This is a genomic window from Chryseobacterium sp. (genome assembly GCF_029240215.1).
Classification (GTDB): Bacteria; Bacteroidota; Bacteroidia; order Flavobacteriales; family Weeksellaceae; genus Chryseobacterium.
In genome coordinates, this window is record NZ_JARBTK010000004.1 from 236,576 (window position 1) to 255,829 (window position 19,254).

At 33.5% G+C, this 19,254-nt stretch carries 16 protein-coding genes, 6 tRNA genes and 1 other RNA gene; 4 read left to right on the plus strand and 19 right to left on the minus strand.

Features of this window, described 5'->3' with window-relative positions:
- Positions 1 to 85: 85 nt before the first annotated feature.
- From K0R77_RS10690 to K0R77_RS10700, 3 genes are all read right to left on the minus strand, one after another.
- A complete protein-coding gene (locus tag K0R77_RS10690) occupies positions 86 to 3,184 on the minus strand; it encodes a CusA/CzcA family heavy metal efflux RND transporter (protein WP_300352094.1) in 3,099 nt (1,032 codons plus the stop codon).
- Positions 3,185 to 3,392: 208 nt separating this feature from the next.
- A complete protein-coding gene (locus K0R77_RS10695; protein ID WP_300352095.1) occupies positions 3,393 to 4,475 on the minus strand; it encodes an efflux RND transporter periplasmic adaptor subunit in 1,083 nt (360 codons plus the stop codon).
- 2 nt (positions 4,476 to 4,477) lie between these two features.
- Positions 4,478 to 5,719 carry a TolC family protein gene (locus tag K0R77_RS10700; protein ID WP_300352097.1) on the minus strand — a complete coding sequence of 414 codons (1,242 nt, stop codon included), beginning with the start codon at positions 5,717 to 5,719 and terminating at the stop codon, positions 4,478 to 4,480.
- A gap of 138 nt (positions 5,720 to 5,857) precedes the next feature.
- On the opposite strand from K0R77_RS10700, the gene K0R77_RS10705 reads away from it, so the two are divergent.
- Complete coding sequence (locus K0R77_RS10705) at positions 5,858 to 6,697, plus strand: GLPGLI family protein (RefSeq protein WP_300352099.1); 840 nt, start codon at positions 5,858 to 5,860, stop codon at positions 6,695 to 6,697.
- Between the two features lie 3 nt (positions 6,698 to 6,700).
- On the opposite strand, the gene K0R77_RS10710 is transcribed toward K0R77_RS10705, so the two are convergent.
- The 6 genes from K0R77_RS10710 to K0R77_RS10735 form a co-directional block, all read right to left on the minus strand.
- On the minus strand, positions 6,701 to 8,065 hold the full coding sequence (locus tag K0R77_RS10710) for an ATP-binding protein (protein ID WP_300352101.1): 1,365 nt from the start codon (positions 8,063 to 8,065) through the stop codon (positions 6,701 to 6,703).
- The gene (locus tag K0R77_RS10715) at positions 8,066 to 8,746 is read right to left on the minus strand and encodes a response regulator transcription factor (protein WP_300352103.1); all 681 of its coding nucleotides are present in this window, start codon (positions 8,744 to 8,746) and stop codon (positions 8,066 to 8,068) included.
- 206 nt (positions 8,747 to 8,952) lie between these two features.
- Positions 8,953 to 9,663, minus strand: coding sequence for a LytTR family DNA-binding domain-containing protein (locus K0R77_RS10720; protein WP_300352105.1), 711 nt, complete (start codon positions 9,661 to 9,663; stop codon positions 8,953 to 8,955).
- Between the two features lie 2 nt (positions 9,664 to 9,665).
- Entirely contained in the window at positions 9,666 to 10,709 is a 1,044-nt protein-coding gene (locus K0R77_RS10725; RefSeq protein WP_300352107.1) for a sensor histidine kinase, read from the minus strand.
- Between the two features lie 76 nt (positions 10,710 to 10,785).
- Positions 10,786 to 11,091: a DUF4907 domain-containing protein gene (locus K0R77_RS10730; protein WP_300352108.1), complete on the minus strand. Its 306-nt coding sequence runs from the start codon at positions 11,089 to 11,091 to the stop codon at positions 10,786 to 10,788.
- The gene (locus tag K0R77_RS10735; RefSeq protein ID WP_300352110.1) at positions 11,084 to 12,067 is read right to left on the minus strand and encodes a kelch repeat-containing protein; all 984 of its coding nucleotides are present in this window, start codon (positions 12,065 to 12,067) and stop codon (positions 11,084 to 11,086) included. Before K0R77_RS10735 ends, K0R77_RS10730 begins: the two co-directional genes overlap by 8 nt.
- A gap of 227 nt (positions 12,068 to 12,294) precedes the next feature.
- Here K0R77_RS10735 and K0R77_RS10740 point away from each other — a divergent pair, with 227 nt between their 5' ends.
- Positions 12,295 to 13,638 (plus strand): DUF4270 family protein, encoded by a 1,344-nt coding sequence (locus K0R77_RS10740; RefSeq protein WP_300352112.1) that lies wholly within the window; start codon positions 12,295 to 12,297, stop codon positions 13,636 to 13,638.
- 10 nt (positions 13,639 to 13,648) lie between these two features.
- Positions 13,649 to 14,881 carry a hypothetical protein gene (locus K0R77_RS10745; protein WP_300352113.1) on the plus strand — a complete coding sequence of 411 codons (1,233 nt, stop codon included), beginning with the start codon at positions 13,649 to 13,651 and terminating at the stop codon, positions 14,879 to 14,881.
- Positions 14,882 to 15,030: 149 nt separating this feature from the next.
- Here K0R77_RS10745 and K0R77_RS10750 read toward each other — a convergent pair.
- The 10 genes from K0R77_RS10750 to rpsU form a co-directional block, all read right to left on the minus strand.
- Positions 15,031 to 15,118 (minus strand) — tRNA-Ser (locus K0R77_RS10750).
- A gap of 210 nt (positions 15,119 to 15,328) precedes the next feature.
- Positions 15,329 to 16,135, minus strand: a complete 807-nt coding sequence (locus K0R77_RS10755) for a hypothetical protein (RefSeq protein ID WP_300352114.1) — start codon at positions 16,133 to 16,135, stop codon at positions 15,329 to 15,331.
- 198 nt (positions 16,136 to 16,333) lie between these two features.
- Positions 16,334 to 16,405, minus strand: a tRNA-Thr gene (locus tag K0R77_RS10760).
- Positions 16,406 to 16,447: 42 nt separating this feature from the next.
- Positions 16,448 to 16,520, minus strand: a tRNA-Gly gene (locus K0R77_RS10765).
- Positions 16,521 to 16,605: 85 nt separating this feature from the next.
- A tRNA-Tyr gene (locus K0R77_RS10770) sits at positions 16,606 to 16,686 on the minus strand.
- A gap of 89 nt (positions 16,687 to 16,775) precedes the next feature.
- A tRNA-Gly gene (locus tag K0R77_RS10775) sits at positions 16,776 to 16,848 on the minus strand.
- A gap of 85 nt (positions 16,849 to 16,933) precedes the next feature.
- Positions 16,934 to 17,014, minus strand: a tRNA-Tyr gene (locus K0R77_RS10780).
- Between the two features lie 97 nt (positions 17,015 to 17,111).
- On the minus strand, positions 17,112 to 17,402 hold the full coding sequence (locus K0R77_RS10785) for an HPF/RaiA family ribosome-associated protein (RefSeq protein WP_300352116.1): 291 nt from the start codon (positions 17,400 to 17,402) through the stop codon (positions 17,112 to 17,114).
- Complete coding sequence (locus K0R77_RS10790; RefSeq protein WP_300352118.1) at positions 17,399 to 18,286, minus strand: tyrosine-type recombinase/integrase; 888 nt, start codon at positions 18,284 to 18,286, stop codon at positions 17,399 to 17,401. Before K0R77_RS10790 ends, K0R77_RS10785 begins: the two co-directional genes overlap by 4 nt.
- A gap of 78 nt (positions 18,287 to 18,364) precedes the next feature.
- Complete coding sequence (rpsU, locus tag K0R77_RS10795) at positions 18,365 to 18,562, minus strand: 30S ribosomal protein S21 (RefSeq protein WP_034702010.1); 198 nt, start codon at positions 18,560 to 18,562, stop codon at positions 18,365 to 18,367.
- Between the two features lie 159 nt (positions 18,563 to 18,721).
- Here rpsU and ssrA point away from each other — a divergent pair.
- Positions 18,722 to 19,121: a transfer-messenger RNA gene (ssrA, locus tag K0R77_RS10800) on the plus strand.
- Positions 19,122 to 19,254 lie beyond the last annotated feature (133 nt).

Sequence of the window (19,254 nt, forward strand, 5' to 3'; positions counted from 1 at the left end):
ACAGTCTTGATATTCATATAAAGAGGCCCGGAACAGATTCATCTGTTCCGGGCTTCAACTATATAAAGATAAATGAAAGAACAATCTAAGTAATCTCTGTTTTTTTAGATGTATTAAAAATCCAGAAGATGATCGGGAAAATCAACAGCGTTAAAAACGTTGCCGTGATCAAACCGCCGATAATCACAATTGCCAAAGGTTTCTGAGATTCTGAACCGATTCCTGTAGAAAGAGCCGCTGGTAAGAGCCCGATTGATGCCATTAAAGCCGTCATAATCACCGGTCGCGTTCTGGATTTGACTCCATTAAAAATAGCTTCATCCAATTGCAATCCGTTTTTAACATTCTGATGGAATTCTGTTATTAAAATAACTCCGTTTTGAATACAGATTCCCAAAAGCGCAATCATTCCGACTCCGGCAGAAATCCCGAAATTCATTCCTGTAATATGGAGCGCAATGATTCCACCGATCAATGCAAAAGGTACATTTGCCAGAACCAAAAGTGAATCTTTCATATTTCCGAAAAGGATAAACAGTAAAAAGAAAATCCCTAAAATACTGATCGGAACAACTTGCGCCAATCTTGCAGAAGCACGTTGCTGATTTTCAAACTGCCCCGTCCAACCCACAGAATATCCGTCCGGAATTTCAATTTTCGCCACTTCTTTCTGCGCATCGCCGATTGTTCCTCCCAAATCTCGGTCACGAATTGAGAATTTAATTCCGATATATCTTTTAATATCATCTCTGTAAATAAATGCAGCTCCGTTATCTTTCACAATCGTACTGATCTCCTTTAAAGGAATTTTTGCGCCGTCCTGCGTAGGAACCATCAACGATGCAATATCTTTTTCATCTTTTCTGTACTGTTCCGAATATCTTAAACGGATCGGAAATTTTCTTTCACCGTCAAACATTTCTGAAGCCGTTTTTCCACCGAAAGCCATTTCAAGAACAGATTGTGCATCATCGGGTACTACTCCGTAAGCAGCCATTTTATCTCTGTCAAGAACTACACTCACTTCAGGTTGGCCGATATTTTTAATAATTCCTGCATCTTTTACGCCCTCAACATTTTTTATGGATTTTAAAACCTCATCAGCTAATTTGTCTAAAGTCTGTAAATTATCACCATAAATTTTAATTCCGTTTTCTGCCTTAAAACCGGCAACAGCTTCTGCCACGTTATCTGAAATCGGCTGAGAATAATTAAAAGTAATTCCCTGATAATTTCTGAGTTTTTTATCGATTTCTTCCACCAGTTGTTCGTAATTGATCTTACGTTTCCATTCATCTTTCGGTTTTAAATTGACAGCAAACTGCACAAATCCAAATCCGTTTGGATCGGTTCCGTCATTGCTTCGACCGGTTTGTGCCAAAACATCGGTGACTTCGGGAGCGCTCATGATATCTTTTTTAAGAATATCTGCAGTTTTCAAAGATTCTTTTAGTGAAGAACTCATCGGCATTTCGGCGGTGATCCAAAGTGAACCTTCATTTAATTGAGGTAAAAATTCTGTTCCTAAAAACTTTCCTGAAAATAAAGTAACCGCCATGAATGAGATTGCAACGATTAAACTTAATTTTTTATGTTTAAATGTAAATCTGAAACCTCTTAAAACGATTCTGTCCCAGAAATTCACAAAAGGATTGACCTTTTCTCTCACATTTTTATTTAAAAGCAAATGTGAAAGCACAGGAACTAATGTCAATGTAAAAATCAAAGCTCCGATTAGTGCAAAACCAAGCGTAAAAGCTAATGGTGAAAACATTTTCCCTTCCACTTTCTGGAATGAGAAAATTGGAATTAATGAAGTGATAATAATTAATTTTGAAAAGAAAATAGCTTTTCCGAGACCGGTTCCGGTTTGTTTGATCCAGCCTGCTTTTGCCATTTTGTTGAATTTTTCTGGACCGTATTTCTTAGCTTTATGATCGAGCATTACAAAAATACCTTCTACCATGACGACGGCTCCGTCTATGATAATTCCAAAATCTACAGCTCCTAGTGAAAGTAAATTGGCACTCATTCCTGCCATTTTTAAACATAAAAATGCAAACAATAATGACAGCGGAATAATGATGGAAACTATCAAAGTAGTTCGCCAATCTGCCATAAAAATTAAAACGATGACCGTTACCAGAATAATTCCTTCCAGTAAATTGTGCATTACAGTCTCGGTAGTGAAATCCATCAGATTATCACGGTCGTAGAAAGTGACCATTTTCACATCTTTCGGAAGGATTTTTTCGTTGAGTTCTTTAATTTTAGCTTTTATACCCACCAAAACTTCACGCGGATTTTCACCTTTTCTCATTACTACAATTCCTTCCACGGTATCTTCCTGATTGTTTAATCCGGCTTGTCCTACTCTCGGCAACGAACTTTCGTGAACTTCGGCAACATTTTTTACCAAAACAGGATTTCCGCTGTCATTCTGAATGGTAATATTCCCTATATCTTCATTCGACTGTACCAAACCGATTCCTCGTACAACATAGGCTTGTCCGTTTTTTTCAATGACATCTCCGCCTACATTCAGATTGCTTTTGGTCACAGCTTCAAAAACCTGAGAAGGCGTTAAATTGTATTTATCTAAAGCTCTCGGATCAATACTCAACTCAAATACTTTATCCTGACCACCAAAAACATTGATGTCTGCAACTCTTGGAACGCCTCTTAAAGCACGATCGATGACCCAATTTTGTAACGTTAATAATTCTCTGGAATCTTTCTTTTTACTTTCTAAAGTATATCTGAAAATTTCTCCGGTCGGTCCGTAAGGAGGCTGCACTTCGGGATCAACTTCATCTGGAAGACTTACGTTTCTCAACTGATTATTAACCTGATTTCTGGCAAAAATATCATCTACCCCATCGTCAAAAATAATTTTAACAATCGAAAGTCCGAACATGGTCGTACTTCTCACACTCGTTTTTTTTTGAACCGGACTCATTGCCAATTCGATCGGAGTCGTAACAAAACGCTCCACTTCTTCGGCACTTCTTCCGTTCCATTGGGTGATGATGACAATCTGGGTATTGGTCACATCAGGGAAGGCTTCGATCGGCATATTTTTGAAACTGATAAAACCTGTAACTGCCAAAATCGCTACCCAAATAAACGTGAAAGCTTTATTTTTCAGGGAAAATGATATTATATTTTTAATGAATTTATTCATGAGAGAAATAGAGGTTAGGTATTAGGATTTAGGCATTAGAGCTAATGTTAATTAGCTAGGATTGAATTACTTTTAAAAGTCTTTGTCATGCCAAAAGAATCTAAATTAGATCTAAAATTACGATGACAAAGTGGATGGTTATCTTCTTATGTATTATTATTTTTAAAACTATATGATTAAATTATAGTTTTGAATGTGATTGACAATCTTAATTATTCAGAGAGCGATAAATCAGCAACTGATTATTCGTAATTACCTGCTCTCCCTCATTCAAGCCTTCGGAAATGTAAGTCACATCACCTAATTGTTTTAAAACTTTTACTTCTTTCACCTTTACATCAGTTCTTGATTTGAAAACTACAACGAAACTTCTGTTGTCATCAAAAATCACTGCTTTTGAAGGTGCGGTAAGAGCCATCTTATTTTCTGAACTTGAAACTTTGATCGTTGCTTTACTTTCAGGAATCAGTAATCCGTTGGAATTATCTAAAACAACTCTTGCCTGCATAGTGTTGGTTTCGGGATCTATTATTTTAAATATTTTATCAATTTTCCCGTCAAAAACTTTGTCGGGATAAGACAATGTGGAAACCTGAGCTGTCATTCCGAGACTTATTTTATCAATATCAGATTCATTGACATTCATGATAGCCCAAACATTGGTAGTATTGGCAACGTCAAAGATATTTTCGCTTCGGTCGCTTCGCAACTGCATATCTTTGTTGATATTCTTCTGAACAATATATCCGCTGATCGGTGCCACAACGCTGTAAAGATTTCCTTTTTTCACATTGTAAACCGTACTCACCGCCGAAGCTCTCTGCATCTGATCCTGCGCTTTTTGTAACTGGCTTTTTGCTTCCGAAACATCTCTTTCAGTATTCAGTTTCCCTTCATACATTTCTTTTGCGACACGCAGATTGTTTTGTGCAACTACCAAATCTGTCTTCGCATCACTCACATCTTTTTGCACTTCTGCCAATTCTGTACTTCGGATTGTTGCGAGAACTTGTCCTTTTTTTACATAATCTCCCAATTCTACATTTACGCTCATCACATTTCCGCCAACCAACGGATAAACATCGATGTATGAGTTTCTGTCCGCCGAAATTTTTCCGTAAAAACTGTAAACATCTTCTATATTTCGTTGCTCAACTTTTGCTGTTGTGATTGATTGAAGCATCGTATTGCTCATTTCAAAACCCTTGGATTGCGGTGCTTTCGGGTCTTCTTTTTTGGAACAAGAACTTAAAAAAAGTATTGTTAAAACCGATATAATTATATTTTTCATTTTTAATAAAAAATTTTTGTTTGCACTAATTGACTGAGTTGTTCCGCAGACTGAATGAGATCATTTTTCATATCATAAATCTGAAGCGCAGTTTGCCGGTAACTTTCCATGAAGTCTGTGAATTCTATGAGACTTACGTTTCCGTTTCTGAAGTTTTTCAACATTCCGTTGTAGACTAAGTCAAGATTGTCTAAGTCTGTAGATTTGATTTCCGCTAACTGATCGTATTGATTTTTCCAGATCTGAAAAGCTGACTGTACTTTTGTTTCGAGATTTAATTTCTGAAAATCTGCGTTTTTTTGATACTGCTGAATTGCATAATTGGCTTTTTCCACATTTCCTTTATTGCTTTTCCATAAGGGTAAAGGAATTCCGACCATCAGATTGACCTCATTTTTAAAAGTGCCTGAATTTTGATCGTATCCTGCTCCCAAATTTAAATCTGGAACATTGAGAGATTTTTGCCATTGTGCGTAAAGCTTACTATTGTCAATCAGTTTTAAATTGAATAAATAATCTGCATTATTTTCGAGTGCTTTCTTTTTCAAATCATCTTCTTCTCCGAAAGGTTGTGATGCAAGGATATTTTTAACATCCAAATCAGAAATATCGGGTTCGATGCTTTCCGTAATCCCGGTGAGAACTTTTAGATTCTGTTCAAATTCAAGAATATTTTTATTGATTCCAACTTTGTCATTATTTAACTGAATAACAATACTTTGCAACCTCACCTCATCCTTTAATGAAACATTCCCTTTGGCTGACTGCACTTTATACGCTTTCAGAAGATCATTCATGTACCCTAGCTGCTTGTTTGTATTTTCAAGCTTCAGTTTTTCATAATAAAGATTGTAATAATTGGTATGAAGCTGAGTTCTGAGTTCAACAAGAAGCTGTGAAAACTGAAGCCGAGCCAATTCTTTATTTGACTTTGCAAAAGCGATTTCATTTTTCTTTTTCCCGCCCATATAAATCAGCTGAGAAACTTCCACGCCTTTTGCTCTGCCCGCATCGAAAGCTCTTCGGTCTTCGGGATTATAAGCATTGACGTAACCGCTCAGTTGTGGCAATTCCCAGATTTTTGCCTGTAAAATATCTGCGTCGGCAAAATTGATGTTGTACTGTTGGGCAAGAAGCTGAAGATTGTTTTTCTGAAAGGCATTTTCGCAATCCAAAAGCGACATGTGCTGTTGGGCAGCCATTATAGATGAAATAACAACGAACAGCCCTGCAATTTTGTTCATACTCTCAAGTTTGATGACAAAAATGCTCCGGCTCGATTAAAACGAACTTAAAGAGGGCTTAAAATAAAATTAATTTTTAAATGAATAGTGAAAATTTATTGTCTTATATTTAGTCATAATTAAAGTATGAATATCCAAATGAAAAATTTATTGATACTGATTAGTATATTGTTGTTCCTTACATCAAATGCTCAGACTCACCGATTTATCTATGAGTTACAATACAAATACGATTCTACAAGCAAAGATTATCAAAAGGTAAATATGATTTTGGATGTAAGTCCTAAAGATGTAAAATTTTACGGAAATAATCTTTTGATCTCAGATTCTATTAATAAAAAATTTGGGAATATGGATAACAAAAATATTGATATGACCGGGCAAATTGTAAAAAGAAAATTGGATTCTTCAGAAAATGAGAATTTCAACAATATAAAATTTGGTTATTATTCATTCAAAACCATTGATAAAATAGACTGGAAAATATCTTCGGAAACCAAGAAAGTACAAAATTATACTTTGCAGAAAGCAACAGCAAAATTTGGAGGAAGAAAATGGACGGCATGGTTTAATAAAGAAATTCCTATCAATGAAGGACCTTTCAAATTCCGGGGTTTACCGGGTTTGATATTTGAGATTCAGGATGATAAAAAAAATTTTATTTATAATTTAGTTAAAAGTCAGAAAATTAAAGGAATACCTCTTACCAATGATTTTCTCGAAAGTAATTTCGGAACTAAAGCTATTCCGGTTTCAGAAAAACAAATACAAAAACTGATGCTCGAATTCTACAATGATCCTTTTGCTTTTGAAAGAACGAATTTCAGCAAAAACGGCAGCGACCTGCATATCAATATCGGGGGAAAAGAAATTCACAATCTTGAAGAACTCAACGCTGAAACAAAAAATATGCAAATCATCATTAAAAAATATTATAATCCTTTAGAATTGGATAAAGCGATACATTTCCCCAATTAATTTTTATTTCCTGAATTCTACCGTAAAAAAATTATCTCTGTCTGAAACTGATCTGTAAGAAATATTTGCTTTATGATATTCTAGAATACGCTTTACGATTCGTAAACCAAGACCGGAACCGGAAGTATTATAAGAATTGCTTCCTCGCATGAAAGCTTCAAATAGTTTTGGCTGCTCCTCTTTTGAAATGGTATTTCCAGAAGAAATAACATCTACAATCAATTGAGAATCATTTTCTGTAATTAAGACTTTTACTTCGGAGTCATTAGAGTAAACGGCGGCATTTTTCAATAAATTAATAAAAACGATATCAAGTAAAGATTGAACTCCCTGAATGGTAAGAAAAGCATATTCCGATTCATTTTCAGAGATGAGAAAATCCATTTTAAGGTTTGGATAGCTTTTTTGTACGCGTTCAAAAGATTCAAAAATAACCTCATCGATTCTTACTTCTTCATAGATACTCTGAATATTTTCTTTATCAAATTTCGTAAGCAGAAGAAGCGAATTTGTAAGATCAGACAATTGGTAAACATCTTTCAGCATCTGTTTCAATGCGGAAAGAGTTTCGGGAGAATGTTGTGTAAGTTTAATTAAATTTTCAAGCTGAAACGCCATTCTCGTAATCGGAGTACGGATCTCATGAGAAGCACTTGCCGTAAAATCTTTCTGTGACTGAAAAACATCGTTTAATCTTACAATCATCGTGTTAAATGACCTTGCAAGAATACTAATTTCGTCATTAGAATGCTCTACGGGAATCTGAGTGGTGAGTTTATGCGCTGTAACTTCCGAAATTTCATTATTAAGATCTTCCAGCGGACGCAGAAATCTTCCCATAAAATAGTAACTGAAAAACCCGATGAGAAGTGTACTCGTGATGTATGCCGTGATCAGAAGATATTTTAAATAATCTAGTTTTGACTGTCCGTTGGTATCAAAAGCACTTGTGAGAATGTAGTAATTTTCTCCGTTGATGTTTCTTAAAGCGGCATAAACTTCGGGAAATGCTTTTTCGATGTGAATAGATTTTTTGCGATCAACTTCTTTCAGCAAATTTTTATCCCAAGTTACTTCTCTGTCTTTTATCGTGCTGTAAATAAGCTCTTTTTTGGAATTAAAAATCAGAATCGTTTCGTTTAAAAGGATGTTGTCAGAATTTTCATTAAAAAAGATCGGGGCTTCTTCTGCAAAATTTTTAGACTTTGAGATAAAATTGGTTGTAAAATCTAATCTGCGTACAAATCTTTCCCTAAATTCTTCTTTCCGGAAATCATTAAAAGAGGCATATACAATGATCAATACAATACCAAAAAGTAATGAAAACGAAATACTGAGGGTAAGTGCAATTTTCCTTTTTAAAGACATCTATAAAGGATTTAAATAATATCCGAAACCTGATCGTGTATGAATAAGTTTAACTTTAAAATCTTTATCAATTTTTTTTCTTAAAAAATTAATATAGACCTCAACAGTATTGGTATTGGTATTAAAATTATGTTCCCACACGTTTTCTGTGATCTGCTGTTTCGAAACCGTTCTTCCCTGCGCTTCTGCAAGATATGCTAACAATTGAAATTCTTTAAGTGTCAATGCAATTTCATTTCCTGCTCTGTATACTTTCTGCTCTGTTTTATTGATAATGAGATCATCAATTCTGATAATATCCTGATCAGAATTTTCGGAAGGTGTTTTCCGTCTTAAAAGAGAATTGATTCTCAAAAGTAGCTCTTCAAACTGAAAAGGCTTTACCAAATAATCATCTGCCAATCTTGTGAAGGCATCTTTTTTATCGGAAATATCTCCATAAGCTGAAATAATGATAATGGGGGTATTTTTATCAAACGATCTTATGGTTTGGCAGACATCTAACCCGTTGATCTTTGGAACATTTATATCTAAAAGGTATAAATCATAAGAATTATTTTTTATTTGGCGAAGAAAGGTTTCTCCGTCATAAATCCTGTCGGTGGTAAATCGGTTTGACTCTAAAAACTTACTCAGTTCTGCCGAGAGAATGAGATCGTCTTCTAAAAGAAGAATGTGCATCAAAAAATTATTTGATACGAATTTAACGAAAAAATGATGACGTTGAAAATAGAAACTGTTGAGAATACTGTTACACCCAAGAAATGTTAACTTAATATGTGCCCAAAAGCTATTGGTTAAAATATTTTAAATTTTCTTTTATGATTTATTAAAATAATATTAAACCTTTACATGATGTTTCTATCTGATGTTTCAGATTATTTGGTTTATTTATATTTTTCTATTACTTTATTCAGATGTGCCTTATATTTTTCACTTATAGGAATTCTTTCATCTCCGACCATAAGATTATTTTTCCCGATACTTTGAAGGTATTGAAGCGAAACGATATGCGAATTATGTACCCTGATAAAGTTTTCGGAATCTATTTTTTCCATAATAGATTTCATCGTTTGATGTACAATAAGTTTTCGGCTTTCTGTATAAATAATAATATAATCTTTAAGAGCATTAATGCGTTTGATCTCGCTTAAATTCAGTTTTACATCTTCATTATTGAAACGCACAAAAATAAATGATTCTTTAAGAAAATTCTGAGTGTTTTTCTCCTGTAGAATTTTCGAATTGTTGTGATTTTTATAGCTTTTATATATTGCTTTAAGAAATCTCTCAAAAGAAAATGGCTTCAGAAGATAGTCAATCACCCCCATTTCGAAACCCTGTACTGCAGAATCATCATAAGCTGTGGTAATGATAACATCAGGAATTTTATTAAAACTTTTTAAAAATTCTATTCCTGAAATATTGGGTAAATTGATATCCAGAAAGATAAGATCAATATTTTCATTTTGCAGAACCTGTATAGTCTCCTGAATGTCATAACAATTTTTCACAAGATTCAGAAAAGGAATTCTTGAGATATATTCTTCAATAACGTGATGCGCCAATTCTTCATCGTCAACAATGATGCAATTCATCTTTAATTCAATTGAAGTTTTAAATTAATTTTATATTCTGATCCGTTATCATCAATATCCAGCTTGTATTTCTCCGGATAAAGAAGATGAAGCTTCATTTTAGTATTTTCTACGCCCAATTTACTGTCATCAGATTTTTCATTGTTTTTTCTCTCATAAAAATTTCTGATGTCAAAATCCAGCAGTCCGTTTTCCAAAACTATTTTAATATCTAATGGTCCTTTTCTCAAATCGGCATACTTAAATGCATTTTCTACAAAGGTTAAAAGCAGAAGCGGCTCAATTTCATAAGAATCAAAATTACCATAAAATTTACAATTAATATTATTGAATTTACTAAAACGGATGGATTGTATCTCAATGTATTTCTTGATGTTGGTAATTTCGTCATTCAGATTATTCCTTTGCATATTTTTATTATTAAGCACATAGCGCATAATATCAGATAAAATCAGGATAACTCTGGGGGTATCTTTTGATTGTGTAATGGATAATGAATAAATACTGTTGAGAGCATTAAAAAAGAAATGGGGGTTGATTTGCTCACGCAGAATCTTTAATTGGCTGGACTGTCTTTCGAATTCGAGAGCACTGATTTTTTTTTTGTTTTCTATCCACTTATCTACAAAGAAAATCAGAGTACTGAAAATAATTGAAAAGATTCCTATTCTAAAAAAAATGTCGGAAAAATTGATGCTATTATTAAATGGTTTCATTTTTCCATCTTTCGGAAAATCTTTTGGAAGAAATGGAGGATGTTGTGGTAACGGCGGCATAAAAACTATCATAAGAGCAATATATACCACAATAAATGAAATCGTGATGATGAGAATTTTTTTAGGAGTCTGCCGAATAATTAAAGGTAAAAATATATAGTAGTTTATATAAAATAATATTATAGAGACCAGAAATATTTTCAGGTTCATGAGGAGAAGAAAATTTCCGAAAATAGAATAATCCATAATCAGTTTAAAGAAAATGAGAATGCTCCAGATAATCCAATGATAAATGTAGGTTGTTTGTATTTGTCGGAAAAATGTTGTCATAAAATTGTATCTATTTGTTTTCTGCACAAATTCCCTCAATAAAATATTGAAGGAATTTTCATTGTAATTAAAGTATCTAATATGCTATCTTCATAGAATCCAGTTCATGTATAGAAATTTTCGGGAATGAATATTTTTTTATTTTAACTACAACAAGATCTGCGGTCTTTTGTGCATCTTTTTCATATTTAAAACTTTTTTCTCCCTGTATTGCAGGAATGTAAGGCTGATTGATGATGACCTTTTGTTTTTTTAAGATTTGATACCCATATCCTGAATTTTGTTTGGTAATTTTAATTTGCAGATTACTACTGTGCTTCTTTTCGCAGCTCATCAACAAAATCCCTGTGCAGAAGAGTAATTTCCAAAGTTTTTTAATCATCATCATTTTCACTTTCGTTTGGATGAAATACCCAGATATCATCAAAATAAGATGAGCCACTATTTCCTGTAAGTACATAGCCGTAATTTCCTAATGAAAATGCGCATGCACTTTCTCTGGAAGACCCTTCAAACGATGTTCTTTCCGTCCAGTCATTCGTAGAAGGATTGTATTCCCAGGTTGTACTTCCTACTCCACTAGAAGATCCTGTAGAAACATATCCTAATCCTCCTGCTGCAAAAGCGGCCGTCGAAACACGGTTTTGAGAATCATCATCATTGCTGGTATCTACTTTTCTTGCCCATGTCTCGGAGGAGGGATCAAATGCCCAGAAATCTGAAACCAGACTTCCGTTATTGCTTCCAAATCCTACATAGGCTATATTATTGATCACAAATACAGCACCATCTCTTCTCTTGGAGCCCCCCAAACTTGTCATCGTACTCCATGATGCATCAGACTCACTGTATTTATAAAAATCCTTTAGCTCACTTCCGTCATATCCTGTTCCTACATATCCTTTATTCTCTATCCCGAAAGCCAAAGCTGAATATCTCCCTGTTCCAGGAAAATCGTCGATTTGGCTCCATGAATTGGATGAAGGATCATATTTATAAAAATCTTTCAATTTATTCAATCCATCATATCCTGTTCCTACATAACCATACGAATTGGTAGCAAAACCTACTGCAGAACTTCTTTTTGATCCTAAAAAGTCTGCTTTTTGAGTCCAAGCGTTCAGGTTAGGATCATAGCTCCACAAATCATTATAATAAAATTCTCCATCATATCCTCCTGTGATATATCCTTTTCCGTTTACAACAAATGCAGACGCATTGGAGCGGGGCTTACCATCCATATCCGAAACTCTTATCCAGTTTCCTATTAGTTCATCTTCATCATCATCATTTCGACAACTTAATACTAAAAAAGTTCCTACAAGAGTAAGAGCCAAGATTGAAAGTTTACTGTTCATTATTCCTTCTTTTTTGTGCAAAAGAATTCTATTCTTACGTACCGTAAAAATTTTTTAGACGAATCGCTGCTTTTTATAGTCAATTGCCGTACTTTCTCTGATGGTTGACAAATCTCTTTAAAATTAATCATTTATCTAAAGATAAATTGGTTTTGTCTAAAACTAATAACGAAAGGGAGAATAAATTTTATCCTCACTGCATCTTTACTATATGTTTGCAAAAAAAAATGTACAAACAACTTTTATTATGTATTTCGTTATTATTTTTATTTTCCTGTGAAGATGAAACTAATACTTATGAAGTAGGAAGTTCCTGGATAGATGCTCAGTCTAAAATAGTGATGATTGATACTCTTACAGTAAAGATGTCTACGATAATGATGGACTCTGTGGTTACTTCCGGGAAGAGTGTAATGATGACAGGGAATATAAAAGATCAAACCTTTGGACAGGTGTCTTCTTCTTCTCTTTTTGAACTCACACCTTCAAGCTACACCTTAACATCACCCACCACTGCGGTTTTTGATTCTATTGTAATGTATCTTACCAATACAGATTTTTATTACGGAGACACCCTTAAAACATTCAGGCTCAACGTTCATCCTATGTCTGACCGAATAAAGCTTAATAATGGATATCTTTATAATAAAAGTAATTTTAATTATTCAGCCAATTCTATAGGAAGTGCAGAATTTTATCCGAGACCAAAAACGGACAGCAGCTATGTGAAAATTCGTCTGGATCAATCTTACGGACAGACACTTTTTAATACTTTAAAAAATAACGATGTCAATAATCAGGAATATTTTCTGAATTTCTATAAAGGTCTTGCGTTAATTCCTTCTTCTGATAATAATGCCATGCTGCGTTTCGGGATCAATTCTTCTTATCAGGTACAGATTAATAAAAGTACTAAAGAAAAGGTTTCAAACACCGTTAGAATGTATTATCATACCACATCACAAAACGGAACCGAAGTGGTAAAATATACATTAGATCTGAACCCAAGTACCTCTAATCAGTATAACAAAGTGCAAAGTAATTTTACTGGCTCTGAACTGGCAGGTCTCACTTCTACAAACCCGATATCATCCGCTAATTTAGGAAACAAAACATATCTTATGGCAGGAATCGGAGTTTACACTAAGGTAGAAATTCCATATTTGAAGTCACTAAAAAATTTATATGAAAATTATAAGATCATTGATGCCAATTTTTCGGTAAGCCCTGTCGCCGGATATTATTCTAACAGTTTTTATAATCCCAGCCCTCTTTATTATTATGTTGGTGACAAACTAAACCATATTGTAAGTGCATATACTTCTTCTGACGGGAGCAGTGAAATTACGGCGGATTTATCGGCCGACAGCGAGTTTCAGAATGAGCATGTCTATAATTTTTCTTTAACAAGTTTTGTTAACAATATACTATCAGAATCTGCAAACTCCAACTACAATACACTTATTTATCCTTCTTCGTATAGCGATGTACTTTCAGGAAAAGCCGTATTTGGAGATCAGAAAAACAAAACAAATCCCGCCAAGCTTAAAGTATATATTTTAGGATATTAATTCAGAATTTATGAATAAAAAAAGTAAAATAATAGTCAGCATATTATTCTCATATGCTTTTGTATCAGAAACGTATGCTCAGAACTCTTCACCATATTCATATTTTGGAATAGGAATGTTTAATAACGTAGATAATGCCAGAAATATAGCTTTAGGAAACACCGGTATTGCTTTGGATGCACCGGATTATATCAATTCAAAAAATCCTGCTGCCATGACCAGTATTTCTACAAGGAATGTAGTTTTTGATATAAGCGGAATATTAAAGCACAATACAATTTCCAGTAATTTAGGATCAGATAAAAGATTGAATTCTAATTTTACTAATTTCAGTGCCGCTTTAAGGATTTCAAAAAATATTTTTGTTGGTGTAGGTATGCAACCTGCAACTTCTTCCGACTATAAGATTTCATCTACAATTCCAATCGAAGGAACCACCAGCGAATATCCTGTCACCTACGAAGGCAGCGGTGGTATTTCAAATTGGGGGATAAGTTTGGGATATAAAATTAATAATAACTGGAGTGTAGGAGGGAAAGTGAAAAATAATTTTGGAACAATTGTCCGTAACGAAATCATTACAACGACGTCTGAGGTGGAAATTAGTAGAAGTACAAGATATACCGGCTTCAGTTATAACCTAGGAACACAATACAAAAAAGACTTTACAGATAATTTTCAGCTGACTTTAGGCGGTATTGTTAATTTTGGGAGTAAGCTTGTTTCAAAAGGAGAAGTTTCATATACAGAAAATAAAGACTATACGAATAGTGTTACTTCAAAACTTTCTTCAAAGGATTCTTCGCTGCCTTTTGAAATGGGATTAGGAATTGGTCTTTTGAAAAACGAAAAATACCGGATGACTTTTGACTTTACGCAAAGTAATTGGGATAAAGTAAAAAATACCGAAACTTCAGAGCAATATTACAAACAAAACACATATGGACTAGGTTTTGAAATTCTTCCCGGAAGAAAGCAGATTGAGAAAATTTCTGAAGCATTTATATACCGTTTTGGGGTTAATTATGATACCGGATATTATAAAATCAACAAAGCGAAAATTGATAAATTAGAGGCAACTGTAGGATTAGGTATTCCTTTAAATAAGGTTATGCTGAATGTAGGTTACGGATACGGAATTCACGGAGTTCAAAAAAACGTTTCAATAAAAGAAAATTATCATATGCTTAATATCAGCATGAGTATTCTTGATACTTGGTTTAAGAAACGTTATCTCGATTAAGGAATATAAGTCAGTATCTAAAAATGAACCAGAAGAAACAAATGTTATGATCCTTTATATATTATTATCATATTTTGATGTATGATAAATAACAAAAAAGCCTTTAAATATTACTATTTAAAGGCTTTTAATTTTTTTTGTCTCACAACTGGCGGAGAGAGAGGGATTCGAACCCCCGGACCTGTTACAGTCAATAGTTTTCAAGACTATCGCAATCGACCACTCTGCCATCTCTCCATTAACTCCGATTGTATCGTTGTTTTTGGTGGTGCAAATATAAAACGTTTTTTTTTAATCCCCAAAATATATTTTAAAATTTAAAAGAAAGATTTCAGTTTAATTTTTTAGAGTCTCAAAGACATTATAAAATAATTATTTGAAAGAAATTTTTCGAGATTGCTTCGACATATTAATATTATAAAAATACTTTTATCATTTTCAAACATGTTATTTAATTATACATTTAAGATATTCTTTATAGATTTCCCCGTTAAGTTTCTGTGTATTTTCAAAAATGTATAATTTAAAATCATCAACAACATATTTACTAAGCAGAGCAATATCATTTTTGTTTAATGGAATGAATGCAGAATATTCATAATTACCTGAATCTGAAACCTCAACATCTATTTTAGTATTCTTTTTTATCTTTTGCCCATTAGTTAATAAAATTATCACACCTGTTCCGTCAACTACTGGCGTACTTCCATAGGTTTTTAAAGATAAATAATAGCCGTTATCCTTTGTAAAAGCCACAGGATCTAATAGAGGAGAATACTTTACTATTTTACCTGTAAATTTATCTTTTCGAACATCTATTTTCGAACAATAAAAATCAGAAGGTAAATTGAATTCGCCATCGACTTTGAAAGGAAATTTGGAAGGTTTTGTAGAACTATAAAGGAAATAAACATTTCTACTTTCTTCATCTTTAAGTTTTAATATATAATCACCGAAAATATTTGATGTTTTTGAAAAATCTTCAACTATAAATTTTTTGTTGTAAACATCATCGTAATTAGATTTTGAATATCCATTTTTACTCTTATACACATCTCTAAGTTCCAATTTTTCGGAATTATAAAAATTATCATATCCAAATTCTTTTAATTGGTCTTCTATTGGAAGAGGTATTAAAGTTTTTCCTTTTAATAAATCTAAATTTTCTCCAATAAAATATTTTTCATCGAATCTGTATTGTGAAAACAAAATCGATGAGATTATTACTGCAAAAAATAATAGTGTTTTTTTCATAATATGTTTTTTAAATTGCAATCTCAAAATAATCAATTAAAATTTCGAAAGCAATAACTCGAGAAGTTCTGATTAATTTAGCATTCCGCAAAATTATCATTTTTTATTGTCATCGCCAAGTTGTGAGATTGAGTTACATTAAGCTTTAAAAAGGAAATTTTAAGCAAAAAATATCCCGAAGAAATCGGGATGAAAGTGAGCCAACTACGGGACTTGAACCCGTGACCTCTTCCTTACCAAGGAAGCACTCTACCGCTGAGCTAAGTCGGCATTAAAAGAAAAAAATCACACTATAGAAGAGTGATTTTGTTGAGCGGAAGACGAGGGTCGAACTCGCGACATTCAGCTTGGAAGGCTGACGCTCTACCAACTGAGCTACTTCCGCAATTTTGTTTCCAAAACTATTGGTAAACGCTGTGCAAACTTAGGGAAAACCCTTTAAATTTACAAGTTTTATCTAATATAAAATGTGGGGAGAGCAGGATTCGAACCTGCGAAGCCGAAGCAACTGAGTTACAGTCAGTCCCATTTAGCCACTCTGGAATCTCCCCAGATATTAAAAACTGAAAGCTATCAGAGAAATCTACTCTGTGCTGCATCAGCAGTTAAAAAAAATCACGCCTAAAGCGGTGTGAAATTGAGCGGAAGACGAGGGTCGAACTCGCGACATTCAGCTTGGAAGGCTGACGCTCTACCAACTGAGCTACTTCCGCAATTTTGTTTCCAAAATCATTGGTAACGGTCTGCAAATCTAGAAAAATTCTTTTAAACCTGCAAGACTTTTTTTAATATAAAATGTGGGGAGAGCAGGATTCGAACCTGCGAAGCCGAAGCAACTGAGTTACAGTCAGTCCCATTTAGCCACTCTGGAATCTCCCCAGATATCAAAAGATCGATGTTCCTTTTTGCGAGTGCAAATATAGAACAGATTTTTTGAAATCTCAAACTTTTTAGTCAACTTTTTTTACTTTATTTTCTAAGCTAATTCTTTTTTCTTGATTAACAGTTTCTTAGCAGCATCCACACATAGATCCAAACTCTCTTCAAAACTTGTGCTTGTCTTTTTTACTACGATATCGTCTCCGGGAACTACTAAAATAAGCTCGGTTGTTTTATTTGCTTTATCAGAATTGTTCTCAACTTTCAAAAACACTTTGCATTCCTGAAGTTTGTCATAAAATGTATTAAGCTTACTTACTTTTTTGTCAACGTGTGACTCTAACGGTTCGTGCGGAGTTAAGCCGATTGCTTGTACTGAAATCTTCATAATTCTTCTTTTTTGACAGCTCTTGGATGAGCTTGATTAAACACTTTTTTCAACTGTTCTATATTGGCATTCGTGTACACCTGTGTGCTTGCAAGACTAGAATGACCTAATATTTTTTTCACTTTAGAAATCTCTGCCCCATTATCTAAAACATGTGTAGCAAAGCTATGTCTTAAAATGTGAGGACTTGTTTTTCTCTTCGAAGTTACAAGACTAAGGTACTTATTAACTACTACATAAACAAATTTTTCCGTCAGTTTTTTACCTTTCTTATTGACGAAGAAATATGATTTGAATTCTTGCTGAGGTTTTCTGATCTGTAGATAATTTAAAAGCAAATTTGCCAAATCTTCCGATATCGGAATATATCTTTCTTTATTTCCCTTACCTAAGATTTTTAGTTGTTGAACTTCTAAGTTAACACTTTCAAATATTAAGCCACAAAGTTCTGCCTTACGAATTCCGGTTTGATACAAAACCTCAATAATACATCGATCTAGTATATTATCAGCTTTATCCATTACATCAGTCTGAAGAACCTCCATTTCTTCCTGAGACATGGGAATTTGCTTCTCTGCATAAAATTTAAGGGAAGTAATTGTTTCTAAAGGAGAAACTTCAATTTCACCCAATCTTAAAAGGAAAAGATAAAAACTTCGAAGTGATGAAAGCTTTCGGTTGATACTTCTTTTTGAAATATTATTTTCACTCAGCTCAACAATAAAGTTTCTGATCACTTTTTTGTCAGCTTTTGAAATATTTTCTGATGACTCTGTTTTGAGATAAAAAGAATAAAAATCATCAAGATCTCTACGGTAACTTGTAATGGTATGAGGCGAATACCTCTTTTCTAGTTGTAGATAGTCTAAAAACTTTTCCCGCATAATGTATATATAAAACAAAAATCACTTCTCAAATATAACTATTTAAGAAGTGATTTAGTATGTGTTTAAGAAAATTTCTTAAGCTTGTTCTTCCTTGCTTAATCCTCTTTGCTTATAAGCAGCTTTTAATCTAGCTTGTCTAAGAGTTACAGAAGGCTTAATAAAAGCTTGTCTAGATCTTAATTGACGAACTGTACCAGTTTTGTCAAATTTTCTCTTGTATTTTTTAAGTGCTCTATCGATGGATTCACCATCCTTTACAGGTATTATTAACATAATTTACATCTCATTTTGGATTGCAAAAATAGAACTTTTTTCTTGATTAGCAAATTATTTCAAATTAAAATTGACATTAATTTTCACATTTTTTAAAAGCAATTTTTAATATGAACTAAATTTAAACAAAATATCGTATCTTTGCCTTCACTAAAACATGGGGTTGACTGGTTTCGACAGCAAGACCAATGGGTAAGTAAGCATGCAGAGAACCGTAGTGCGATCTCTTTAATCCCTTGCTACAAACTTTTAACTGGCAACGAAGAGTTCGCTCTTGCAGCTTAATCCGAATAAAGTAAGATTTCAAGCGCTTTCCCGAAGATAGTAAGGAAGCAAGATGTCTCACAAATGCTCTGTTCTGCGGCGTTTGATTCTGAGATATAGTAATGCAGAAATAAGGTTTTGGAAGCTTTGGTCAAGACTCGAAAATTTCAGAAGCTAAGGTTTAAGTTGGGTGTTTGCTCTCTGCTTAAACTCGAAAATCAATAGTAAAATAAGCATGTAGAAATCTTATGTATTGCTTGTTTGGACGAGGGTTCGAATCCCTCCAACTCCACTTCAAGACTTAAGAGAACTTTGTATACTGTTGTAAAACAAGTACTTAAAAGTTCTCTTTTTTATTTTGTATCCGATTTTGTATCCGAAAATCTCAATTATTTCTAATTAAGTATCATTGTGCTTAAATGCCTTAT